Annotated in this window: 24 protein-coding genes; 8 read left to right on the top strand and 16 right to left on the bottom strand. The window is 73.0% G+C overall.

The window, feature by feature from the left end:
• Positions 1-145 precede the first annotated feature (145 nt).
• The 4 genes from ACIP5W_RS32445 to ACIP5W_RS32430 all read right to left on the bottom strand — a co-directional run bounded on the left by ACIP5W_RS32445 (position 146) and on the right by ACIP5W_RS32430 (position 3,026).
• Positions 146-907: an SDR family oxidoreductase gene (locus ACIP5W_RS32445; RefSeq protein ID WP_401481085.1), complete on the bottom strand. Its 762-nt coding sequence runs from the start codon at positions 905-907 to the stop codon at positions 146-148.
• Positions 908-926: 19 nt separating this feature from the next.
• The gene (gene fabG / locus ACIP5W_RS32440; protein ID WP_401481083.1) at positions 927-1,688 is read right to left on the bottom strand and encodes a 3-oxoacyl-ACP reductase FabG; all 762 of its coding nucleotides are present in this window, start codon (positions 1,686-1,688) and stop codon (positions 927-929) included.
• 169 nt (positions 1,689-1,857) lie between these two features.
• Positions 1,858-2,274: a DUF3037 domain-containing protein gene (locus ACIP5W_RS32435; protein WP_401481081.1), complete on the bottom strand. Its 417-nt coding sequence runs from the start codon at positions 2,272-2,274 to the stop codon at positions 1,858-1,860.
• Positions 2,271-3,026: a HipA family kinase gene (locus ACIP5W_RS32430; protein ID WP_401481079.1), complete on the bottom strand. Its 756-nt coding sequence runs from the start codon at positions 3,024-3,026 to the stop codon at positions 2,271-2,273. Before ACIP5W_RS32430 ends, ACIP5W_RS32435 begins: the two co-directional genes overlap by 4 nt.
• A 198-nt stretch (positions 3,027-3,224) precedes the next feature.
• On the opposite strand from ACIP5W_RS32430, the gene ACIP5W_RS32425 reads away from it, so the two are divergent.
• Both ACIP5W_RS32425 and ACIP5W_RS32420 read left to right on the top strand, forming a co-directional pair.
• On the top strand, positions 3,225-3,713 hold the full coding sequence (locus ACIP5W_RS32425) for a Rieske (2Fe-2S) protein (RefSeq protein ID WP_401481077.1): 489 nt from the start codon (positions 3,225-3,227) through the stop codon (positions 3,711-3,713).
• A gap of 261 nt (positions 3,714-3,974) precedes the next feature.
• Positions 3,975-4,442 carry a pyridoxamine 5'-phosphate oxidase family protein gene (locus ACIP5W_RS32420; protein WP_401481075.1) on the top strand — a complete coding sequence of 156 codons (468 nt, stop codon included), beginning with the start codon at positions 3,975-3,977 and terminating at the stop codon, positions 4,440-4,442.
• An 84-nt stretch (positions 4,443-4,526) separates the two neighbouring features.
• Here ACIP5W_RS32420 and ACIP5W_RS32415 read toward each other — a convergent pair whose 3' ends face one another.
• Complete coding sequence (locus ACIP5W_RS32415) at positions 4,527-5,429, bottom strand: LysR family transcriptional regulator (RefSeq protein ID WP_401481073.1); 903 nt, start codon at positions 5,427-5,429, stop codon at positions 4,527-4,529.
• 75 nt (positions 5,430-5,504) lie between these two features.
• Here ACIP5W_RS32415 and ACIP5W_RS32410 point away from each other — a divergent pair, with 75 nt between their 5' ends.
• Positions 5,505-6,473 carry a DMT family transporter gene (locus ACIP5W_RS32410; protein ID WP_401481071.1) on the top strand — a complete coding sequence of 323 codons (969 nt, stop codon included), beginning with the start codon at positions 5,505-5,507 and terminating at the stop codon, positions 6,471-6,473.
• Between the two features lie 287 nt (positions 6,474-6,760).
• Here ACIP5W_RS32410 and ACIP5W_RS32405 read toward each other — a convergent pair whose 3' ends face one another.
• Positions 6,761-8,092 carry an aminotransferase class I/II-fold pyridoxal phosphate-dependent enzyme gene (locus ACIP5W_RS32405; RefSeq protein ID WP_401481069.1) on the bottom strand — a complete coding sequence of 444 codons (1,332 nt, stop codon included), beginning with the start codon at positions 8,090-8,092 and terminating at the stop codon, positions 6,761-6,763.
• 35 nt (positions 8,093-8,127) lie between these two features.
• Here ACIP5W_RS32405 and ACIP5W_RS32400 point away from each other — a divergent pair, with 35 nt between their 5' ends.
• Positions 8,128-8,829, top strand: coding sequence for a pyridoxamine 5'-phosphate oxidase family protein (locus ACIP5W_RS32400; RefSeq protein WP_401481137.1), 702 nt, complete (start codon positions 8,128-8,130; stop codon positions 8,827-8,829).
• Entirely contained in the window at positions 8,829-9,464 is a 636-nt protein-coding gene (locus tag ACIP5W_RS32395) for an FMN-binding negative transcriptional regulator (protein WP_401481067.1), read from the top strand. Before ACIP5W_RS32400 ends, ACIP5W_RS32395 begins: the two co-directional genes overlap by 1 nt.
• A gap of 96 nt (positions 9,465-9,560) precedes the next feature.
• Here ACIP5W_RS32395 and ACIP5W_RS32390 read toward each other — a convergent pair whose 3' ends face one another.
• The 6 genes from ACIP5W_RS32390 to ACIP5W_RS32365 form a co-directional block, all read right to left on the bottom strand.
• Entirely contained in the window at positions 9,561-10,565 is a 1,005-nt protein-coding gene (locus tag ACIP5W_RS32390) for an EamA family transporter (RefSeq protein WP_401481135.1), read from the bottom strand.
• A 75-nt stretch (positions 10,566-10,640) separates the two neighbouring features.
• Entirely contained in the window at positions 10,641-11,228 is a 588-nt protein-coding gene (locus ACIP5W_RS32385; protein WP_401481065.1) for a Clp protease N-terminal domain-containing protein, read from the bottom strand.
• A gap of 388 nt (positions 11,229-11,616) precedes the next feature.
• The gene (locus ACIP5W_RS32380) at positions 11,617-12,288 is read right to left on the bottom strand and encodes a PadR family transcriptional regulator (protein ID WP_401481063.1); all 672 of its coding nucleotides are present in this window, start codon (positions 12,286-12,288) and stop codon (positions 11,617-11,619) included.
• A gap of 209 nt (positions 12,289-12,497) precedes the next feature.
• A complete protein-coding gene (locus tag ACIP5W_RS32375) occupies positions 12,498-13,340 on the bottom strand; it encodes a class II glutamine amidotransferase (protein ID WP_401481061.1) in 843 nt (280 codons plus the stop codon).
• A 227-nt stretch (positions 13,341-13,567) separates the two neighbouring features.
• A complete protein-coding gene (locus ACIP5W_RS32370; RefSeq protein WP_401481059.1) occupies positions 13,568-13,990 on the bottom strand; it encodes a hypothetical protein in 423 nt (140 codons plus the stop codon).
• Between the two features lie 616 nt (positions 13,991-14,606).
• Positions 14,607-15,536 carry an NAD-dependent epimerase/dehydratase family protein gene (locus ACIP5W_RS32365; protein WP_401481057.1) on the bottom strand — a complete coding sequence of 310 codons (930 nt, stop codon included), beginning with the start codon at positions 15,534-15,536 and terminating at the stop codon, positions 14,607-14,609.
• 189 nt (positions 15,537-15,725) lie between these two features.
• On the opposite strand from ACIP5W_RS32365, the gene ACIP5W_RS32360 reads away from it, so the two are divergent.
• A complete protein-coding gene (locus ACIP5W_RS32360) occupies positions 15,726-16,535 on the top strand; it encodes a PhzF family phenazine biosynthesis protein (RefSeq protein ID WP_401481055.1) in 810 nt (269 codons plus the stop codon).
• A gap of 98 nt (positions 16,536-16,633) precedes the next feature.
• Here ACIP5W_RS32360 and ACIP5W_RS32355 read toward each other — a convergent pair whose 3' ends face one another.
• Positions 16,634-17,434 carry a CPBP family intramembrane glutamic endopeptidase gene (locus ACIP5W_RS32355; protein WP_401481133.1) on the bottom strand — a complete coding sequence of 267 codons (801 nt, stop codon included), beginning with the start codon at positions 17,432-17,434 and terminating at the stop codon, positions 16,634-16,636.
• Positions 17,435-17,561: 127 nt separating this feature from the next.
• The gene (locus ACIP5W_RS32350; RefSeq protein WP_401481053.1) at positions 17,562-19,079 is read right to left on the bottom strand and encodes a glutamate--cysteine ligase; all 1,518 of its coding nucleotides are present in this window, start codon (positions 19,077-19,079) and stop codon (positions 17,562-17,564) included.
• Between the two features lie 579 nt (positions 19,080-19,658).
• On the opposite strand from ACIP5W_RS32350, the gene ACIP5W_RS32345 reads away from it, so the two are divergent.
• A complete protein-coding gene (locus ACIP5W_RS32345) occupies positions 19,659-20,243 on the top strand; it encodes a hypothetical protein (RefSeq protein ID WP_401481051.1) in 585 nt (194 codons plus the stop codon).
• Positions 20,244-20,587: 344 nt separating this feature from the next.
• Positions 20,588-20,794, top strand: a complete 207-nt coding sequence (locus ACIP5W_RS32340; RefSeq protein WP_356562720.1) for a DUF5999 family protein — start codon at positions 20,588-20,590, stop codon at positions 20,792-20,794.
• A gap of 245 nt (positions 20,795-21,039) precedes the next feature.
• On the opposite strand, the gene ACIP5W_RS32335 is transcribed toward ACIP5W_RS32340, so the two are convergent.
• Together ACIP5W_RS32335 and ACIP5W_RS32330 are read right to left on the bottom strand one after the other, a co-directional pair.
• Complete coding sequence (locus tag ACIP5W_RS32335; RefSeq protein WP_401481048.1) at positions 21,040-22,092, bottom strand: endo-1,4-beta-xylanase; 1,053 nt, start codon at positions 22,090-22,092, stop codon at positions 21,040-21,042.
• Between the two features lie 57 nt (positions 22,093-22,149).
• A complete protein-coding gene (locus ACIP5W_RS32330) occupies positions 22,150-22,914 on the bottom strand; it encodes a carbohydrate ABC transporter permease (RefSeq protein WP_363092998.1) in 765 nt (254 codons plus the stop codon).

Here is a 22,914-nt window from a genome sequence, read left to right as displayed (position 1 = left end):
CCGCCCCCCCCCCCCCAACAACCCCCTTGCCCCCCCACCCACTCCCGCCGGGGGGGCCCCCCCGGGGGCCGCGGCCCCGCGCCCCGGCGCCCCGGGGGGGGGGGGCCCCCCCCCCCCCCCGCGGCCGGGGTGCGGCGGGGTGCCGTCAGGCCACGCCCGCGTTGAGGAACATGCCGCCGTCGACGACGAGGGTCTGACCGGTGACCCAGTCCGACTGCTCCGAGGTGAGGAACGCGGCGGCACCCCCGATGTCGGAGGGCACGCCGAGCCGGGCCAGCGGGTAGGCGGCGGCCGCCTCGGCCTCCCGGCCCTCGTACAGGGCCTGCGCGAACTTGGTCTTCACCACGGCCGGGGCGATGGCGTTGACCCGCACCTTCGGCGCGAACTCGTGGGCCAGCTGCTGCGTCAGGTTGATCATCGCGGCCTTGCTCACGCCGTACGCCCCGATGAAGGGCGAGGGCGCGAGGCCCGCGACGGAGGCGATGTTGACGATGGCGCCGCCGTTGTCCTTCTGCCAGGCGTGCCAGGTGCGCTGGGCGAAGCCGAGCGCCGAGATCACGTTGGTCTCGAACACCTTGCGCGCCACGTTCAGGTCGAGGTCGGCGATCGGCCCGAACACCGGGTTCGTACCGGCGTTGTTGATCAGGTGGTCGACGCGGCCGAAGGCCTCCATCGTGCGCTCGACGGCGACCGCCTGGTGCGCCTCGTCGTGGGCCTTGCCGGCGACACCGATGACGCGGTCGGCGCCGAGCTTGTCGACGGCCTCCTTGAGGGCGTCCTCGTTGCGTCCGGTGATGCAGACCCGGTCGCCGCGGGCGACGAGCGCCTCGGCGACGCCGTAGCCGATGCCGCGGCTGGCGCCCGTGACGAGGGCGACCTTGCCGGAGAGTGCGGGCAGTTCAGTCATGTCCGTGATCCCTGGTGGTCTAGTTGAGCGGTCCGCCGGCGACGTACAGCACCTGGCCGGAGACGAAACCGGCGGCCTCGCCCGTGAAGAACGCGATCGCGTTGGCGATGTCGTCGGGCTCGCCGACGCGCGCCACCGGGATCTGGGTGGCGGCGGCGGCCTTGAACTCCTCGAAGCCCATGCCGACGCGGGCGGCGGTCGCGGCCGTCATGTCGGTGGCGATGAAGCCCGGGGCGACGGCGTTGGCGGTGATGCCGAACTTGCCCAGCTCGATGGCGAGGGTCTTGGTGAAGCCCTGCAGACCGGCCTTGGCGGCGGAGTAGTTGGCCTGGCCCCGGTTGCCGAGCGCGGAGGACGAGGAGAGGTTGACGATCCGGCCGAAGCCGGCGTCGACCATGTGCTTCTGGACCGCCTTGGTCATCAGGAACGAGCCGCGCAGGTGCACGTTGAGCACCGTGTCCCAGTCGCCGGCGCTCATCTTGAACAGCAGGTTGTCGCGGAGCACACCCGCGTTGTTGACGAGGATCGTCGGGGCGCCCAGTTCCTCGACGACGCGTGCGACGGCCGCCTCGACCTGGGCCTCGTCGGAGACGTCGGCACCGACCGCGATCGCCCGGCCGCCCGCCGCGGTGATCTTCTCGACGGTGTCCTTGCAGGCGGCCTCGTCGAGGTCGATCACCGCGACCGCGCGGCCCTCGGCGGCCAGCCGTACGGCGGTGGCGGCACCGATGCCGCGCGCCGCGCCCGTGACTACTGCGACCCGCTGCTCTGTGGTGGACATTGCTGCTTCTCCTCGCCCTCGAGAATGTACGTCCGTGTGGGGAGCGACCGTCCTGATCACCGTCGACTCGGTGAGCGACCGCTTAGTACCTTCGGCAGACGTGACGCTAGAAGCCTTGGCATCCGGTGTCAACGCCACACGGGGGCGGTGTGATTCATCACCCGGCCGGTCACCTCACCAGGAGGTCCAGCAGGCGGTCGGTCTCGGCCGCGGGATCGGTGGTGAGCCCGGTGTGCACGGGCCCCGGCTGGACGACCGTCGAGCGGGGCGCGATCAGCCAGCGGAACCGCCGCCCGGCGTCGTCGTGCGCCGCCTGTCCGGCCGCCTCGCCGCCGCCGCACACGTTCTCCACGGCGCGCAGCGCGGCGCGCACCCCGGCCACGTCCGCGTCCGGGTCCAGCGCCAGCAGCCGGGCCTCGTCGAGGTGGGTGCGGGCGCCGACGTAGCCCTGGGCCCGGCAGTAGACGAGCACGCCGGCGTTGATGCACTCGCCGCGCTCGATGCGGGGCACGATCCGCAGCAGGGCGTACTCGTAGACGTCCCGCTCGTTGGCCTCGCTGGCCCTGATGATGTGGCGCTCGTTCACCGGTCCCTCTCGATGCGTTCGTGGATGACGGCGGCGCGCGCGAGGAGGGGTGCCGCGTAGGCACTCCGGAGCGCGTCCGGGGTGTCGAAGCCGGGCTCGTCGGTCAGCCAGACGTCGGGGATCTCGGCGGTGACCTCGGCGAGGAGATCGGCGGTGATCAGGGGGGCCAGCTCGGTCGCGGCGGCCTCGACGTCCGGGCGGAAGCGGGCGAGGGCGTGGTCGGTGGCGTCGTAGGGGCGGGCCGCGGAGGCCTCGGCGGAGGGCCAGTTGTGGTGCCAGATCATGGTGGCGCCGTGGTCGATGAGCCACAGGTCGCCGCGGTGCACCAGCAGGTTGGGGTTGCGCCAGGAGCGGTCGACGTTGTTGACCAGCGCGTCGAACCAGACGATCCGCCCGGCCTCGGCGGGGTCGACCGGGAAGGCGAGCGGGTCGAAGCCGAGGGCTCCGGACAGGAAGTCCATGCCGAGGTTGGTGCCGCCGCTGGACCGCAGGAGGCCCTGCACCTGCTGTTCGGGTTCGCCGAGGCCCAGCACGGCGTCCAGCTCCACGGTGACCAGGCGCGGCACCCTCAGTCCGAGGCGGCGGGCGAGTTCTCCGCAGACGACCTCGGCGACGAGTGTCTTGCGGCCCTGCCCGGCGCCGGTGAACTTCAGGACGTAGGCGGCGAGGTCGTCGGCCTCGACGAGGCCCGGCAGCGAGCCGCCCTCACGCAGGGGCGTGATGAAACGGGTCGCGATGACTTCCTTCAGCATCGCCCCAGGCTACTGGGGTCGCGCGGGCCCGCGGGGCCCGGCCGACAGCTCCGCGACAGCTGTGGCTTACGCCCCGCTCATCCCGAACGGGTCAGGATCTCGACACCGTCCGAACGGGCTCGACCGCCGCTGAACGGGTGGCGCCCGCGGCCCGTACCTCTCGGCACACCGTCGAATCCGCCCGAAAGGAACCCCAGCATGACCAGCGCATCGTTCCACTCCGCCTCGGGACCCGCCCGCCGCACCGTCGTGGCGGCCGCCGGAGCCGCGGGGCTCGCCGTCGCGCTGACCGCGTGCGGAGGCTCCGACGACGACTCGTCCGGTTCGGTGGACTCCTCGGGAGCGGCCGGCGCCACCGGCGGTTCCGGGTCCGCGAGCACCGGCGGCGGGGCCGCGGCGGGTGCGGCCCTGACGACGACCGCGGACATCCCCGAGGGCGGCGGGAAGGTGTTCGCCGATCAGAAGGTGGTCGTCGTGCAGCCGACGGCGGGTGAGTACAAGGCCTACTCGGCGGTGTGCACGCACCAGGGCTGCGCGGTGAAGAGCATCGCCGACGGGGTCATCAACTGCCCCTGTCACAACAGCAACTTCTCCATCACCGACGGCAGCGTCAAGAGCGGCCCGGCGACGAAGTCCCTGCCCGAGGTGCCGATCAGCGTGAGCGGTGACTCGATCACGCTGGCCTGACGCGACCGCCCCGGCGCGCCGGGCACGCCAGGACCTCGTCCGTGGCGACCGGCGCGGGGGCGTGGCGGATCGTCGCGGGGGTGCGGTGCGACGGCACCCCTGCGACGGCGTCGGACGGACGGGGCGCACGGGACGGACGGGGACAGCCACCGTTGCGCGGGCGGTGAGGAGGACTCATCCTGTGCGGACCGTCCTTTCCTGACGTGCTGTCAGCGCCGCCTCCGGCACGACGTGAGAGAAGCGAAGAGAGAAGAGGGATGGATGACCGTCACCCAGCGCAGGGGCCGGAAGATCATGATGTCGCCGGGCGAGGTGAGCGCGTTCCTCACCACCCAGCGCACCTGCCGGGTGGCCACCGTGTCCGCCGACGGCGCCCCGCACGTGAGCGCCCTGTGGTTCCTGTGGGACGGCTCCGCGCTGTGGCTGTACTCCGTGGTGCGCAGCAGACGCTGGGCGGACCTGCGCCGGGATCCACGGGTCGCGATCGTGATCGACAGTGGTGAGGAGTACGACTCGCTGCGGGGCGTGGAGCTGTCCGGCACCGTGGAGTTCGTGGGCGAGATCCCGCGCACCGGGGAACTGTGCGCCGAACTCGACTCCGTGGAAACGCTGTTCGCCCGCAAGAACTTCGGCCTGGACGCCATGCCGCACGACGGACGGCACGCGTGGGTGCGGCTGCGCCCGGAGAAGATCGTGTCGTGGGACTTCCGCAAGCTGGCCGACCTGTAGGGCCTGCGGGGACAGCGGCCGGTGTCCGTCGCGTCGGCCGGCGGCCGACCGGTGCCGGCCCGGGCCGTCGGCGGCCGACCGGTGTCAGCCGAGGTTGTCGGCGGCAGACTTCAGCGCCCGCACCGCCGCCCTGATCGACGGGCGGCGGTCGGCGTCCGCCCGCCACAGGGCGTAGACGTGCCGGCGCAGCCGCTGCCGGAGCGGGACCATGACGATTCCCTCCGGCACCGGGTGGCGTCCGAGCAGCGGGGCGATGCACACCCCCAGACCGGCGGCCACCAGACCGAGCTGGGTGTGCGTCTCGGCCGCCCGGTGGCCGACGATCGGCTCGACGCCCCGCGAGCGGAGCGTGAACATCAGCCACTCGTGGCAGAACTCGCCGTCGCCCCAGGTGATCCACTCGTCCCCGGCGAACTCACCGAGGTCCACCTCGTCCCGTCCCGCGAGCGGATGTCCGGCCGGCATCGCCACGTCGGCGGGGTCGTCCAGGATCGGCGCCTTGACCAGCCCGTCCGGCACCGGCATCGGCTTGTTGTACCAGTCCAGGACGACGGCGAGATCGAGGTCGCCGCGGATCACCCCGGCGATGCCGCGCTCCGGCTCCAGTTCGCAGGAGCGCACGCGGAGCCCGGGGTGCTCCCCGCGCAGACCGGCGAGCGCGGTGGGGAACAGCCCGCGCGCGGCGGTCGGGAAGGCCGACAGTCTCAGTTCCCCCACCACCTGGCCGCGCTGGGCCTCCAGGTCCGACTGGGCCAGCTCGACCTGCGACAGGATGCGGGCCGCGTGGTCGGCGAGCAGCCGGCCCGCGTCCGTGAGCCGGACACCCCGCCCGTTCTTGGCGAGGAGCTGCTGGCCGGCCTCGCGTTCCAGCTTGGCCATCTGCTGCGAGACGGCCGAGGTGGTGATGTGCAGCCCCGCGGCGGCGCCGCTGACCGAGCCGTGCCGGGCGAGGGCGTCGAGGGTGCGCAGGCGCTCCAAGTTCAACATGTAAGCGATGCTACGAAATATTGCTCGCAAATTCTCGCTTGTGCTACGACGTCGTTGTCGGGGACGGTGAGGACCATGACCACCGCCACCACCACGGGTTCTCCGTCCGCGCCCGCGTCCGCGGCCACCTCCACATCCACGGGCGTCCGGCCGTCCGCCCAGCCCCGCCGCACCCTGGACTGGCGGCTGCGCTTCGGGTTCCTCTCGCTGATCTGGGGTTTCAGCTTCCTGCTCATCAAGGTGGGCACGGGGAGCTACGCGCCGTTCCAGGTCACGCTCGGCCGGCTGGCGTTCGGAACGGCGGTGCTGGCCGTCGCCATCGCGGTGAAGCGGGACCGGCTGCCGCGAGGGGCCCGCACCTGGGCGCATCTGACCGTCGCCGCGCTGCTCCTGAACGCGCTGCCGTTCTCCCTGTTCGCCTACGCGGAACTGACCATCCCGTCCACCCTGGCCGGCATCTGCAACGCGACCTCGCCGCTGTGGGGCATGGCCCTGTCCCTGGTGGCCCTCTCCGAGGACCGGCCGACCCGGGTCAGGGTGGCGGGTCTGGGCCTCGGCTTCCTCGGCGTGCTGACGGTCCTGGGTGCCTGGCAGGGCTTCAGCGGGCTCGACGCCCGCGGCACGGCGCTGGCGCTGCTGGCCTCGCTGAGCTACCCGGTCGGATGGATCTACGTCCGCCGCACCCTGGCCGGCACCGGCAGCTCGGCCCTGTCGATGACCGGTGCCCAACTGTTCCTGGCCACCCTGCAACTCGCCGTGGTCACCCCGCTGTTCACCACGTTCCCGGCACGCTTCCCGCTGCTGCCGCTGCTGGCGGTCGCCGCCCTGGGCGCCCTGGGCACCGGTCTGGCCCTCCTCATCCAGTACGGCCTGGTCACCGAGGTCGGTCCGACGACCGCCCAGATGGTCACGTACTTCATCCCGGTCATCGCGACGGCGGCGGGCGTGGCCCTGCTCGGCGAGTCCCTGACCTGGTCGACCCCGGTGGGGGCGGTGATCGTCCTGGCGGGAGCGGCACTGACACAGGTGCGGGGCAAGGCATAACCCCGGAGCACGGGGCGCCGGGGAGGGGCACCCGAAAGGGGGCGCGAAAGGGGCCGCGACCGGCGACGACACCATCGGCGCACGCGGCCGATGCGGCCCGCCCCCGCACCTGGTCCGGCCAGCCGATGGCGTCCACGCCGCCCGCTCCGCGCCGACGCATGCGACGCGGCCGTCCGCTCCCCCGCCCCGCGCCGACGCCCGTGATGCGGCCGCCCACTCCCCCGCCCCGCGCCCAAGCTCCCCGTCCGCGCCCCCTCGGCGCACCCGGCGGCCCCACCCTCCCCCTTCTACACGACCCCCCGCCCACTCCCCACCCGTACCGCCGAGGCCACCGCGTCCGCCAGCGCCTCCACCTCGCCCTCCGCCAGCGTCGACACGGTGATCCGGATGCCGGGCGGAGCCGCGAGCCGGAAGCGGGCGCCGGGCGCGACCGCCCACCCGGCGTGCAGCAGCCGCGCCACCGCCCCGGTCTCGTCGGGGACCGGGATCCACACGTTCATCCCGCTGCGGCCCCGCGCCGCGACCCCCCGTTCGGCCAGCGCGCCGATCAGCGCGTCGCGGCGTCTGCCGTACGCCCCCGCGACCGCCGCGGTGTCCACCGCGCCGTCGGCCCAGAGCCGTACGACGGCGCGCTGGGTGATCCTGCTGACCCAGCCGGGCCCGAGGCGCTGGCGCCCGCGGACCCGGTCGAGGGTGACCTCGTCGCCGGTGAGGACGGCGAGCCGCAGATCGGGGCCGTAGGCCTTGGCCACGGAGCGGACGAAGGCCCAGTGGCGGGTGACGCCCGCGAGGGGGTGCAGGGGCAGGTCGACGATCCGGTGACCGTGGTCGTCCTCGATGAGCAGGGTCCCCGGGTGCCGGCGCAGCACGGCCCGCAGGGCACGCGCGCGTGCGGCGCCGAGCGCGGCGCCGGTCGGGTTCTGCACCCGGTCGGTCACGATCAGGGCGCGCGCGCCGGCCCCCAGGGCACGGTCCACGTCCTCCGGGAGCGGTCCGTCGTCGTCGACGCCGACCGGGACCGTGCGCAGGCCGAGTGCCGGGACGAGGTCGAGGAGCGAACCCCATCCGGGGTCCTCGACGGCCACCGTGTCGCCCGGCCTGAGGTGCGCGGCGAGCACCCGCTCGACGGCGTCGAGCGAGCCGGAGGTGACGGCCACCGGCCCGGCCGGGACCCCGTCGGCGTCCAGCTCGGCGCGGGCCAGCCGCGCCAGTTCGGGCTCGACCGGCTCGTCCCCGTAGAGGACCGGTTCCCGGTCGCCCAGGTCGGCGGCCCGGGCGAACGCCGGCCCGAGCGGCGGCAGCAGTGCGGGGTCCGGATTGCCCGCCGACGCGTCCCGCACCCCCTCCGGCACGTCCACCCGGATGAACTCGCGGCCGGTCGTGGCCGGCTTGGACCGCACCCTGCTGCCCCGTCGGCCGTCGGTCTCGATCACCCCGCGCTCGCGCAGGGTGCGGTAGGCGGCCGCGACGGTGTTCGGGTTCACCCCGAGCTGCTCGGCCAACTCCCGCATCGGGGGCAGAAGTTGCCCCGGCTCCAGCTCACCGGCGCCCACCGCCCGCTCGACGCTCGCGGAAATGTCGGCTGCACGCCGCCCTTTGATCGGATACTCTCCTAGCACAAAACAGATTATGCACTAGTGCAATGGAGAACGCCATGCAGGGGACCGAGCAGCCGCAGGGGACCGCACCGTCGACGACGCCACCCGCCGCCTACACCGCGAGCGGCCGCACGGTCCCCACCCGGTCCGCGGAGAGGGCCTCCTACGACAAGGACCTGGTGCACGCGATACTCGACGAGGGCTACGTCTGCCACCTGGGCTTCGTCCGCGACGGCGCGCCGGTGGTGCTGCCCACGCTCTACGGCCGGGTCGGCGAGACGCTCTACGTGCACGGGTCGACGGGCTCGCGCCCGCTGCGGATGACGGGACAGGCCGACCCGGGTCTGCCGGTGTGCCTGACGGTGACGCACCTCGACGCACTGGTCCTGGCCCGCTCGGCCTTCCACCACTCGGTCAACTACCGCTCCGTCGTCGTGCACGGCCTCGCCCGCGACGTGACCGACCGCGAGGAGAAGCTCATGGCCCTGGACGCCCTGGTGGACCACGTCGTCCCCGGCCGTGCCGCCGACTCCCGGCCCGCGGACAAGAAGGAACTGGCCGCCACCGCGGTCATCCGCATCGACCTGAACGAGGTCTCGGCCAAGACCCGCACCGGCGGCGTGAACGATGAGCCCGAGGACCTCACCCTCCCGCACTGGGCCGGCGTGGTCCCCCTGCGCAAGGGCTACGGCACCCCGGTCCCGGAGGCCGACCTGCCGCCCGGCACCGAACTCCCCGCCTACCTCAGGGCCCTGTGATGCTGATCCACCCCTGGGACGCACCTCGCGACGACGCCGAGTGGCAGCGGTGGCTGGCCGCGCGCGACTTCGGCCAGCTCGCCGTCAACGGCCTTCCGGGCGACGCCCCGTGGGTCCAGCCCCTGCACTTCGCCTACGACGCCGACCGCGGCGAGGCCGTCACCCACCTCGCCCGGCCGAACCCCCTGTGGGCGGCCCTGGAGGCCGACCCCGAGGTCGTGCTCAGCGTGGTCGACGACTACGTGTACGTTCCCGGCCCCTGGCAGGCACCGCCGGAGGGGCCGGCCGAGCACGGCACCCCGACGAGTTTCTACACGGCGGTCCAACTGCGCTGCACGGCTCACCCGGTCGACGACCCCGAGGCGAAGGCCGACCTGCTGAACCGGCAGATGGGCCACCTCCAGCCGGAGGGCGGCTCCGCGCGGGTCGCGGTGGGCGAGGTGCCGTACGGCCGTCTGCTCTCCGGGATCCGCGGGATCCGGCTCGAGGTGACGGGCGTACGGGCCAAGTTCAAGTACGCGAACCACCGGCCCGCCGGGACCCGGGAGCGCATCGCGGCGAACCTCGCGGCGCGCGGCGGTCCGGGGGACGCGGCGGCACGCGGGCACCTGCTGCGCCGCGGCCCCGGGACGTGACCGCAGGGCGGCGGGGGCAGCGTCCGGGCCGGCTCTCCCGGCGCATCGCAGCCGCGCAGCCCGTCCGGCGGGAATCCGGCCTCTCTCACGCCCCTCTCAGGTCGCCGTCCCGCGGGCGGACAGCTCCCGCTCCGGGCCGCCGGCGGCCACCGGGTCCGGGGAGCCCTTGGCGGGAGCGGACGACTGGGCGATGAACGCGCCCAGCAGGACGACCGCGCCCCCGACGATCTGCGGCGCCGAGAGGTGCTCGCCGAGCAGGACCCAGGCCAGCACGGTGGCGATGACCGCCTCCAGGCAGGCCACGACACCCGCCACCTGCGGGGAGAGCCGGCGCACGGAGACCACACCGGTGACGTACGCGAGGACCGTGGCGATCAGTACGATCCAGCCGAGCAGCAGCCAGGCCGGGACCTCGGTGCCGTCCATGGTGGCGGTGCCCGCGAGCACCGACCGGTCCATGCCCCAAGGGCGGGCCACCGCCGTCAGGACGACGGCACCGACGAGGAGGCCGTAGGCGATCACGCCGAGCGGGTCGGGGGCGTCGTCGCCGGAGTCGCTGCCCTGGTCGGAGAGGACGAAGTAGCCGACCTGGCAGCAGGCGGCGGCCAGCGCCAGGGCCAGGCCGAGGACGTCGAAGCCGAGCCCCGACCAGACCTCGACGACGCAGGCGAGCCCGCCCACCGCGAGGACCACGCCGAGCGCGGCTGCCCGCGTCACCGGCCGCCGCTGCACGAACCGCACCCAGCCGAGCACGAGGGCGGGCGCCAGGTACTCGACGAGCAGGGCGACACCGACGGGGATGCGGGAGATGGAGGCGAAGTAGAACGCCTGGACGCCGGCCACGCCGAGCAGTCCGAACCCGGCGAGCAGCGCGGGACGGCGGCGTACCAGTGCGCGGTGGCGCACCGCCAGCGGCAGCATGACCAGGGCCGCGCCCGTCACTCGCAGCCACACCACGTGCAACGGGTCGAGTCCCGCCTCGATCAGCGGCTTCGCCGCCACCCCGGATCCGCCGAAGGCGATGGCCGACCCGACCGCCAGAGAGAGCCCGATGCCCTTTCCGCGACTGACCTGACTGCTCACAGACGTACGCACCGGCACATGATGACAGGCCACGACATGACCGTCACCCAGCTTGACACCTGTCTCAACCGCTGGACGGGAAAGGGGCCCCGGTCAGGACGCGTCGCCGTCGTCGGCGTACTCGTCGAGGCCGCGGTCGATCCGGGCGCACACAGCCAGTGGCTCGATGCCGGCCCGGCCCAGCACCTCGACGGCACGGGCCTGCCGGTCGGCGAGGATCGCGGCGAGCAGATCGAGACCGCGGGCGGCGTCGCGCGCGCAGGGGGGCCGGCCGGCGTCGGGGGTGTGAAGTCCGGGGCGCCCGGCGGCACGGACCCGCGCCTGCCACAGCGCGGCGGAGGCGAGCGGCGAGAAGCCCTCGACGGCCTTGACGACGGGCAGGGCGCCGGAGTCCTCGACGCCGCCCTGCCAGCGCAGCCCGTAGCCGATGCTGCGCTGGACGAGATAGCCGAAGAGACGGGCGAGCTGCGGCCCTTCACCGAAGGCGACGCGCACCGCGGGGTCGCTCTCCAGGAGGGAGTGCAGCAGGTGCGCGGTGTCGATCTGCCGGTCGCCGTCCCGGACGGCCCGCCGACGGGCGCCCTCCACCGCCGCCGCCAGCTCGGCACTGAGCCCGGCGTCGTCTTCCATGGCCCGGAACGCGTGGTCGCGGACCGGCTGCCGGGGGATACGGGGTTGCACGTCCTCCACCTCATCAGTCCCGGCCGGCCGGGTCATCCACGGAGGGAACCATCTTCGCGTCCCACGCAGAGCCGACAGCGGGCGCCGAAATCTCCTCCTTACGGATGAGATCAGGCCGTTTTCGCACCAGCGGCGCGCGCCGCCTCGCCCCACACCCCCCACACCCCCCCTGCGGCAACCGGGGACGCCCGCCGTCACGTCAGGGGACGTGGAGGGCGGGTGCCGCCCGACGGCTCCGGCCGCAGCTCACGGACCGGTCCGCCGAGGACTCGGCGACGGCCGGGCCGGCGTCGACGACGGGCCGACACCCCGAACCCGGGAAGGGAGAAGCGGAAGGCGCCCCGCGGAGTCCTCCACCAGGCGCCTTCGCTCTCGTACGGAACGGCCGTCAGTCCTCGTCGGCGAGGATCAGATACAGCTTCTTGCGGGCGTCGTTGACGACCGTGAGCGCCTTCTCGCGCTGCTCCTTGCTGCCGGTCCTCCAGACCTGCCCGAAGGCTTCCATCAGGCCGAAACCGGCCTGCCGGATCTCACCGAGGGCCTCCCAGTCGACCCCGCGGGAGGCTTCCTCCCAGGGGGCCTCGGGCCCCTCCTCGGCCGCCGTGCGGCCCGCACCGGTGAGCGAGAACAACTTCTTGCCGCCCTCCGACGCACTGCTGATCAAACCCTCGTCCTCCAGCAGTTGGAGAGTGGGGTACACCGAGCCGGGGCTCGGCTTCCAGGCGCCGCCGCTGCGTTCGGCGATCTCCTGGATCATCTCGTAGCCGTGCATGGGCCGGTCCTTCAGCAGCGCCAGGATCGAGGCCCGCACGTCACCGCGCCGGGCCCTCCCCCTGGGTCCGCCGCGCCCTCGGCCACCCCAGGGTCCCGGCCCGAAGCCCGGACCGAAGCCGCCACCGGGACCGCCGGGGCCGAATCCCGGACCACCCGGACCACCCGGGCCACCCGGGCCGAAGGGCCCGAAGGCTGCCCGGCGCCCGTCGAAGCCACCCCGGCCACCCCGGCCACGCAGGGAGAAGCCGTCCTGTCCATGTCCACGCTCGTATCCGTGGGTACGCATCGCCATCACTCCATTCATTCGCTCGTTGATCGATCGCGATGCTTCAACGATATATCGGAACAGTTCGCATGACAAGGCTCTGCACGACAGCGTCCGGCACGCAGAGCTTCAGCACTCCAAGCCCCGGAAGGGCCCAGGCCCATCCTGGTGCCGGTGCCGGTGGCGGTGGCGGTGGCGGTGGCGGTGCCGGTGCCGATGGCGGTGCCTGTTCACGCCAGGGCCGGCTCCAGCGGAGCGAAGGGGAACATCTCGTCGCCCTCGGGCCGCACCACGCCACCCGTGCCCTCGGGGACCGCGTTCCAGGCGCCGGGGAGATCGCCGAGGGGCTCGGACACGATGAGGCGCGTGGTGCCGGAGACCCCTTGCAGGAACCCCACATCGGGGTGGAGGGCGCGCAGGGTGTCCACCCGGGTGCTGTAGAACAGCGAGCGCGAGGCCTTCTGACTGGAGTAGCGGAACGCCCACAGCCGTTCCCCGTCCGTCACGGCCACCGTCATCTGCAGCGGGAACTCCACCCCGTGCTCGTGGCCGGTCCGCTCCACCAGGCCCGCCATGCGCGCGACGGCGCGCGGCGGGTCCTGCTCCAGGCCGAGGGTGAGCGCCAGATAGAACATCATCTCGGAGTCCGTGGAGCCCTCCATGTCGAGGAACAGCTCCGGGTCGACGGCCAGCGCCAGGTCCCGCCGTATCCGGTGGAACTCGGCGATCGCGCCGTTGTGCATCCACATCCAGCGGCCGTGGCGGAACGGATGGCAGTTGGTCTGCTGCACCGCGGACCCCGTCGAGGCACGGATGTGGGCGAAGAAGAGAGAGGAGCGGACGTGGCCCGCGATCTCCCGCAGGTTGCGGTTGCTCCAGGCCGGGCCGATGTCACGGACGACCGCCGGGGTGCTCAGGTCGGGCCCGTACCATCCCACCCCGAAGCCGTCGCCGTTGGTCGTCTCGACGCCCATGCGGGAGTGCAGGCTCTGGTCGATCAGTGAGTGCGTCGGCTTGTAGAGGATCGTCTCGAGCAGGACGGGCGTACCCGAGTAGGCGAGCCATCGGCACATCGCGCGCCGCCTTCCTGGCCGTTCGGACGCGCGGGCGGCCGTCGCCCCCGCACGGACGGATCGCTAGTGCTGTGACCGGAAAGGTTCACCGGCTCGCGACGTCCGGCACGGCACCTCGCCGCGTTGTCGCATCACCCGAGTACATCCAGTACGCGGGCAATGCTCCGCCTTGCGATGCACCGCACCGGACGCCGCGAGCTTTCCGGCAAACCTTTCCGGCCACAGCACTAGCGCAGCGAGGCGGTGTCCGACCGCGGCATGCACAGAGCCCAGATGACGAACCCGGAGAAGGCGATCATCACGACGGACCAGACCGGGTAGTACGGCAGTGACAGGAAGTTGGCGATGACGATGAGTCCCGCGATGGCCACGCCGGAGACCCGTGCCCACATCGATCCCCGGAAGAGTCCCATGCTGACGAGCACGGCCACCACGCCGAGCGCCAGGTGGACCCAGCCCCAGCCGGTGAGGTCGAACTCGAAGACGTAACTGCGGGTCGCGACGAAGACGTCGTCCTCGGCGATCCCCATGATGCCGCGGAAGATGTTCAGGACGCCCGCGAGCATGAGGATCACGGCGGCGAAGACCGTCAGCCCCTCGGCCCACTGCTGCTTTGCGGTCCCGGTGTGCGAAGAGTGCGTCGCGCTCATACCGTCGCCTCGATTCGGATGTCGTCAGTTGTCAGCGGCCCAGGGCGGCGGTGGAGGCCACAGGACCGTGGGCACAGGGCTGTCGGGGCCGGTGCCGTCACGCGCTGCGGCAGACGCGGCATGCGGTGACCCGATCACCCTCCTCGAGCCCGGCACGGCGTTCACCGCCACTTCTCGTCAGGCCTTGGGCAACGCTCCTTCCAGCATCCCAGCGTGCCGGTGAGTCCGCGCGGTGGAGGGTTTCCCCGCCGTTGAGTCATCACCCCGTGCCGCACGCCACCGGGCTCGGGCGGCGCGCACGGAACGCGCCGTGGATCGCGCCGTGGATCGCGCCGTCCGCCGAACGCGTCCGGCGTCCGCCACCCGACGAGCCGCCTCTCCCAGCCCGCGGCCGCGCCGGGTGGAGCCCGGGGCTCGAGGATCGGCACGGCCGTCATGCGGGTTCTCGGCCACGGGCGGGCGACGAGCTGCCGATGGGGCCCGCAGGCCCGCACCGTCCGCGGGCGGACCCCGGCCGGGACGACCCGCCGAAGGAGCTTCCCGGCGTACGCGAGACGGACCCGCCGTACCGGCCCGTGGGCCACGTCTCGTGTCCCGGTCCGTGCCCCGCGGTACCTCAGGCGCCCTGCCCCAGCCGCTCCCGGTACCACTCGGCCGCGTCCGGGAGGCGGCTCAGCGGGCCGGGGCCCGGGGGCTCGGCCGTCAGTTCCCAGATCTCGTCGGCTCGGTACCAGTGATCGCGGCCGACCAGGGCGAACTGGCGTTCCGAGGCCCGGCCGGGGGTGGCCCGCAGGCGCTCCAGGCAGGTGGCCCACGGCCAGTCGGCGTCGGGGCGGGGCGGCAGCACGCCGTACTGCGCGAGCACGGCCAGCAGGTCGCCGACGCGCACGGGGTCGGGGTGGCCCGCGTGGTACACGCCGGGCGGAACCGGGTGGGGGCCGGTGGCGACCGCGGCGATCAGGCGGGCGAGGTCGCCGACGTCGATCACCGACAGCAGGGCACGGCCGCCGTCCCACTCGGCCGGCACCCGCTCGACCAGCTCCCGCAGGCCCGGCACGACCCACCGGTCCCCGGCCCCGAGCACGAGCCCCGGCCGCAGGACGACCGCGCCGGCCTCTCGGGCGGGTGCCTCCCCGGCCAGCCGGGTCCGGCTCACGGCGGAGACCGGCTCGGCCGGTGTCTCGTCCACGGCGATGCCCCGGTGCGGGCCGGCGCCGTACACCGCGGCCGTCGACAGGTGCACCACGCGGCGGGCGCCGGCCCGCCGGGCCTCCGCCATCAGCGTCCGGGTACCACCGACGTTGACCGCCTCGCACAGCCGCTCGTCCGCGCCTACGTACGAGGCCAGGTGGACGACCGTCCGCGCACCCTCGCACAGACCGCGCACGGCGTCCGGGTCGGTCAGATCGCCGCGCACCCACTCGACGGCCCCGTCCTCCACCGCGTCGCCGGGGACCGTGCGGACCAGGGCACGCACCCGGGCTCCCCGGTCCAGCAGCGCGCCGAGCACGTGGGACCCGATGAAGCCCGTCGCCCCCGTCAGCACGAGGGGGCCCTCGTCACTCCTTGCCGTGGTGCCGTTCAGGGCAGTGTCCTTCCGCCGGTCGTCGTGGCTGCCGGGGCCGGTCGCCCCATCGCGATCAACGTCCGGGCGGGCACGGCCGGTTCCCCGGCCGGTCCAGGACCCGACGATTGGCCTTGGCCCGCCGCCGCTCCCGGCGTCTACCGTCGCCGCATGCGGATTCGTATCGTCGACGCCTTCACCGACCGTCCCTTCGCCGGGAACCCCGCCGGGGTCCTGCTGCTCGACGCCTTCCCGGGCGACGACCGGCTCCAGGACGTGGCCCTCGAGGTCAACCACGCCGAGACGGCCTTCGCGCACCCGCTGCCGGCGGGCGGCGAGGCCGACTGGGCGCTGCGCTGGTTCACCCCCGTCGCCGAGGTGGCGATGTGCGGTCACGCCACGCTGGCCACCGCCCACGTCCTGCACAGCACGGGCGCCCACTCGGGACCGGTGCGGTTCGCGACCCGCAGCGGGGTGCTCGTCGCGACGCCCGCCGAGGACGGTTCGATCACCCTGGACTTCCCGACCGCCCCCCTCACCCGCGTGGAGGTCCCGGAGGGGGTCGCCGAGGCCCTGGGCGCCGAACCTCTCACCGCCTTCGACACCGGCCCGAACGTGGGCGACCTGCTGGTCGAACTCGCCGACGAGCGCACCGTCCGCACCCTGCGCCCCGATCACAAGGCCCTGTGCGCCCACTCCGCGCGCGGCATCATCGCCACCGCCCGTGCCGAACGCCCCGGGCTGGGCCACGACTTCGTCTCCCGCTGCTTCTTCCCCAACGTCGGCATCGACGAGGACCCGGTCACCGGCAGCGCCCACACGGCCCTGGCCCCCTTCTGGTCGGAGCGCCTCGGCCGTGCCGAGCTGACCGGCCTGCAGGCCTCACCGCGCTCCGGCCACGTCCGCACCGAACTGCGCGGCCCACGCACCCTGCTCGGGGGCCGCGCGGTCACCGTCATCGAGGGCGACCTGCTCGCCTAGGGTCTTTCGTTCGATCAGGCCGGACCCCGCGAGCCCGGCATGATCCCGACGAGAGGCCCTGGCCTCCCCGGACCGGGGACGTGCGGTACGGCCCGCGCTCACGCCGTGGGCAGCCAGTCGACCTTGCCCGCCAGCAGCGCGTATCCGACGAAGGCACCGATGTCGAGCAGGGAGTGCGCGACGACCAGGGGCCCCACCCGGCCCCAACGCCGGTAGAGGTACACGAACACCACGCCCATCACCATGTTGCCGACGAAGCCGCCGATGCCCTGGTAGAGGTGGTACGAGCCGCGCAGCACGGAACTGGCCGCCAGCGCCCCGACCGGCGTCCATCCCAGCTGTCCGAGGCGGCGCAGCAGGTAGCCGACCACGATGACCTCTTCGAGGATCGCGTTCTGCAGCGCCGACAGGATCAGCACCGGGTACTTCCACCACACCTCGGGCAGGGCCTCGGGAACCACCGTGAGGTTGAAGCCGAGGCCGCGGGCGGCGAGGTAGAAGGCGATGCCGGAGCTGCCGACGACCGCGGCGATCGCGGCGCCGCGGCCGAGGTCGGACCAGGGGCGGGTGCGGTCGAAGCCGAGGGTGCGCAGGCCCTGTCCCTCGCGCAGCAGCAGGTGCGCGACGAGCGCGACGGGGACGAGCGCACTGGCGATCCCGAACAGCTGCCAGGCGAGGTCGAGCCAGGGACGGCCCGGCGCGGCCGAGGCGTTGAGGGTCGCCGCCTGGTCCTTGAGGCCGCCCGGCTTCGTGACCGATCCGACGAAACTGATCAGGGCGGACACCCCGCTCGCGCCCAGCGAGACGCCCAGGACGAGCAGCGTCTCGTCCCGGAGGATCCGCCGGGAGAACCGCTCCTGCGGAAAAGAATCAGCCACCTGCGGGGCCTCCACCTTCACACCTGCCGCACCACCATCGGACGTCACAGCTTGCCCGATCCTCCCGGTGCGACCGGCGGCGACCCCGTACCGCGGCGACCCGCGCGCACGGCTCGTCCACCGGGGACCGCGCGGTGCCCCGGAACCGTCACCCCGCGGGGACGGGCTCCGGCAGCCCCACGGGCCAGGTGTGCGCGGGCTCTCCCCGATGGCTCAGCTCCGCGTACCGCCGGGTCGTCGCCGCCAGGGCCGCGTCCCTCGGCAGCCCCGCCTCCAGCGCGGCGTGGAAGGTCGCCACCTGCCAGCTCGCGCCGTTGGTCCGCAGCCGGCACCGCTCCTCGATGACTCCCAGGTAGAGGTCGCGGTCGGCCGGTTCCACCCCCCACGCGTCCAGCCCGGCCTCGGCCAGCGGCAGCAGCTCGTCGCGTACGAGGCTCACCGCGTCGACCTCCGCGACGCCGCCGAGCCGGCCGCGCCGGGGCCAGCGCAGCCGGGCGTCGATGCCGTGGCGGCAGGCCGCGTCGAAGTTCTCGGCGGCGGTCTCGAAGGGCATCCGGGTCCACACCGGCCGTGACTCCTCGGCCAGGGCGCGGACCACTCCGTAGTAGAAGGCCGCGTTGGCGACGACGTCGGTGACGGTCGGTCCGGCGGGCAGGACGCGGTTCTCGACGCGCAGGTGCGGGACGCCGTCGGCGACGTCGTAGACGGGACGGTTCCAGCGGTACACGGTGCCGTTGTGCAGGACCAGTTCGGCGAGCTTGGGGGTGGCGCCCGCCGCCAGGACCTGCGCCGGGTCCTCGTCGTCGCAGATGGGCAGCAGGGCGGGGAAGTAGCGCAGGTTCTCCTCGAACAGCTCGTACGCGGAGCTGATCCAGCGTTCGCCGAACCAGGTCCGCGGGCGCACTCCCTGGGCCTGCAGTTCCGGCGGCCGGGTGTCGGTGGCCTGCTGGAACAGCGGCGGCCGGGACTCGCGCCACAGTTCGTGGCCGAAGAGGAACGGCGAGTTGGCGCCGATGGCGATCTGGGCCGCGGCGACGGCCTGCGCGGCGTTCCACACGTCGGCGAAGCGGCCGGGTGTGACCTGGAGATGCAGCTGCACGGAGGTGCAGGCGGCCTCGGGCACGATCGACTTCGAGGTGCAGGACAGGTGCTCGACGCCGTCGATGTCGAGCGTGAACTCCTCGCCGCGGGCGGCCACGATCTGGTCGTTGAGCAGGGTGTAGCGGTCGACCTCGGAAAGGTTGGAGGTGACCAGGTCGTCACGGTCGAGAGTCGGCAGAATCCCGATCATCACGATTCCCGCGTCGACCTCGCCGGCCTTTCGGTGGGCATATGCCAGTGACGTACGGAGTTCCTCGGCGAGCCGGTCGAATACCCGCCCGCCCAACCGGTGTGGAGCGATGTTCACTTCCAGATTGAACATGGCGAGTTCTGTTTGGAAGTCCCGGCTGGCGATCCGCTCCAGCACTTCCCCGTTCAGCATTTTCGGCAGACCGTCCGCGCCGGCGAGATTCAGCTCGATCTCCAGCCCCATGAGATTCTTGGGGCGGTCGAAGCGCTGCTGGGCCAGCAGCCGCTCCAGCACCGACAGGCACTGGCGCAGCTTGTCTCGGTAGCGCTGGCGATCGGACAGGTCGAACCCGCCCGCCACGACCTTCTCCCCCATCGGGCGTCCCTCCTCGCGTGGGCGGTCCGAGGATCCGGCCGCCGGTGTGCCGGGGTCAGGTGGGATGATGCCCAACCCCGTCGATCGATAACGTCACCTACCCGGCATCACACCCGCTACTCTGACCGGAGTCGCCCGGAGGTGACCGGAGGCACATTCACGGGGCATGAAGCAAAGGGCCGATTCACGAACTCGGGATCTCGTGAAAAAGCCGGCGGGAATAGGCCGACCGCTGCGCCTGCATATCCTGAGGTCATCGAGGCGCACCCCGCCCAGAATCGGGATGATTCACGCGTACCGCCGTCCGAATGGAATCTTGACGGGTATCCCGGGAGCGGCTAGGCGAAACACAGTCTGAACACGTGTCGTATAAACTCCGCGGACAAGGCAGAGAAGGTGGGCACCCGCGGTCGAAGGAGCCTGTCGTCGTCTACGAGACGGACGGCAGGCCGCAGGCACAGCCTCCGTTCCCAGACCCCGGCCCCCTGCCTCTCTGACCTCACCCTGAGAGCTGACAGCGCTGTCCGCCCCACCCACGCCCTCGTGCCACCGTGCCTGTCCAATGAGAGGCGACCCACCATGCCGCTGCATGTCCCCCCGGCTCCCGCGCCCGCCCTGCGCTCCGTCCTCACGGCACTGGGTTCTCCCACCGCGGTCCGCGAGGCGAGGACTCCCTCCCTGCGTACCGCCCAGGGGCCCGTCACCCCCGAACTCCCGCTGCCCGTGCACGTCCTGGACCGGATCGCCCCCGAGGGCACGTCCGCGACCAGGCTGGCCGGCTGGCGCTTCCTGATCCGCTGCGGGGACCGGTCGCTGGCCGCGGCCGAGACCCGGCTGACCCCGGACGGCTGGGCCTTCTCGCACTTCTTCGAGGGGCCGTACCTCGCCTCCACCGAACTGGCCCTGCGCCAGGCCGAGTCGACGACACAGCCGTACCAGGCGCGCCTGCTGTCCCTGCCCGGCCTGTACATGCTCACCCTGTGGCTGCACGGCGACTGCGCCTCGGACGGCACCTCCGGGCATCCGGCGGCCACCGACCTCCTGGTGCCGCTGGCCCCGGCGCCGCCCGGCATCGCCGCGCACCGCCCGCACCGGGTCGCCGAGTTGCTGCCGGTGCTCAGCCTCCGGGTGACCCGGCCGCCGCTGCTCGGCTCGCCGGCCTGACCGTACGCCCGCGGCGCCGCCGTACCCGTCACCGCAGCCCCGGTGGCGGGTACGGCGCGCTCTCCGGCCCGGTCCGAGCACCCCGTTCCATGCGGACTAGCCCCATTCGGCCAGCCGGAACCACCCGAACCGACCGTGCAGTTGGAATGAACCGCCCGCGCGGGTGACGCGTCATGAACCTGTGAGAAGCGGTGCCGCGAAATCCCTGCGGATCGACGCCCGTGGGGCAACACTGGGTTCCGACCGACTTATCACAACGGGGGGCGGCCATGAACGACGTTTCACGCCGCGGGACAGACACGACGCACCTTCCACACACCACGCCTGAGCGAGAGATCCCCTCCATGTGCCAGCACCAGCCACCGTGCCCGACAGCCGACTCCGCCGACCGGGAATCCGCCCGCCTCGTGGCGCACCACCCGGAACAGGGCTGGAGCCTGCTGTGCAACGGCGTCCTGCTCTTCGAGGACACCGGCGAGATCCTGCCGGACGGCCGGATCATCGCACCGCACCGCCCGCTGGCCGGCGGCCGCATCGTGACCGCGGCCTGAGCAGCACCGCCTCGGCACCACCCGGACGGCACCGTCGAGCGCCGTCCACCGACCCGAGGGGCCGGACCGCGGCCGCCGCCGCGCGCCGGCCCCCACGCGCGTCCGCGGCCGCTCACTCCCGGTGACCCCGTGGTCGCCCTCGTGGACCCCCGTGCCGCCCTCCTGCCTCTTCGCCCACGGGTACGCGAGGCCGGAAGGCCCCGGACGCCCCCTCGGTACGCCCCCCGCCGGGCCGCGCCCGCGCCCTACCTCAGCGCCTCCCGGATCGCGCGGTACGCCGGCTTCGGCGCGAGCTGCTCGTCCCACGGCAGGGCCGCTCCCTCGCCCGGGAAGAACGCGGGGATCCACGAGTACTTGTCCGTGTAGTCCCAGAGGGTCAGCCCTGCGCACCGGCGGACCGCGAGGCACGCCTCGGTCAGGTCCCGGTACCAGTCGGCCTGCCGGGCGAGCTTCTCCTCGGTCACGGGCAGCTGCATCCGTACGTCGACCTCGGTGAGCGCTGTGTCCAGGCCGAGGCGGCCGAAGCGGCGGAGGTTGTCCTCCAGGCTCGCCGGATAGCCGTACTGGAGGGCGAGATGGGCCTGGAGGCCGAAGCCGTGCAGCGGGACCCCTTGCGCCTTCAGCTCCTTGGCGAGGGTGTGGTAGGCGTCGCTCTTGGGGCCGACGGCCTCGACGTTGTAGTCGTTGAGGTAGAGCCTGGCCTTGGGGTCGGCCTGGTGGGCCCAGCGCAGGGCGTCGGCGATGTAGCCGGGGCCGAGCGTCTTGTAGAAGATCGTCTCGCGGTAGGTGCCGTCCTCGTTGAACGCCTCGTTGACGACGTCCCAGGAGTAGACCTTGCCGCGGTAGTGCCGTACCTCGGTCTGGATGTGGTTCTTGAGGACGGCCCGCAGCTCGGGGGCCGTCCACTCCCGGTCGGTGAGCCAGCCGGGCAGCTGGCTGTGCCAGACGAGGGTGTGGGCGCGGATCCTCTGGCCGTTGGCGCGGGCGAGGTTGACGATCTCGTCGCCGGCGGAGAAGTCGAAGACGCCTTGCTGCGGTTCGGTGGCGTACCACTTCATGCCGTTGCCGGGGGTGATCATGTCGAACTCGTCGCCGAGGATCTCCGTGTAGGCGGTGTCGGTGAGTTCGGGGTTGTCGGTGGCGCTGCCGAAGTAGCGGCCGTGGCGCTCGGCGAGGTCGGCGAGCGTCCGGGGCTTGTCGTGCGCCTGTGCGGCCGGGCCGGTGGCGACACCGGCGCCGACCAGGACGGCGGCGAGCACTCCGGCGAGTCCGAGCCGGGTACGGGGGGTGCGGGGCATGGGGCGACTCCTGGGCGATCGGTGATGTCGTCGAGTCGTACGGCCGCGGGGCGCGCGTCATCCCTTCGTGGCGCCGGCGGTGAGGCCGCCGACGAGCTGGCGCTCGGCGACGGAGTAGAAGGCGAGGGCGGGAACCATGGCGAGGACGAGGTACGCGAAGACGCGGGCGTACTCGGCCGAGTACTGGCCCTGGAACTGCTGCACGCCGATGGGGATCGTCCACCAGGTGGAGTCGGTGAACACCAGCAGCGGCAGGAAGAAGTTGTTCCAACTCCCCACCACCGCCAGCACGGAGACCGTGCCGAGGGCGGGGCGGGCCATGGGCAGCAGGATCCGCCAGAAGAAGCCGAGGGGGCCGCAGCCGTCGAGGGTGGCCGCCTCCTCCAGCTCGGCGGGGATCTCCCGGAAGAAGCCGCGCAGGATGACGATCGTCATGGGCAGCCCGAAGGCGGCCTGCGGCAGGATCACCCCGAGCGGGTTGTCCAGCAGGCCGATCTGGCGCAGCAGCAGGAACAGCGGCAGGGCCGCCACCGCGAACGGGAACATCAGCCCCAGCGTGAACAGGGTGAACAGCGCCTCCCGGCCGCGGAAGGCGAACCGGGCGAAGGAGAACGCGGCGAGCGCGGACACCGCGACCACCACCACCGTCGTACCGATCGCGATCAGGGTGCTGCTGCCGACCAGTTGCCAGAAGGAGCCGGAGCCCAGGATGTCGGTGTAGTTGGAGGTCACCCACGACTCGGGCAGGCCGATGGGGTTGCGGGACAGTTCGTCGGTCGACTTGAAGCCGGACAGGACGGCGTAGACGAGGGGGACGGCCAT

Source organism: Streptomyces sp. NPDC088766, from assembly GCF_044750845.1.
Taxonomy (GTDB): Bacteria; Actinomycetota; Actinomycetes; order Streptomycetales; family Streptomycetaceae; genus Streptomyces.
This window is presented reverse-complemented; position numbering and strand designations above follow the sequence as displayed.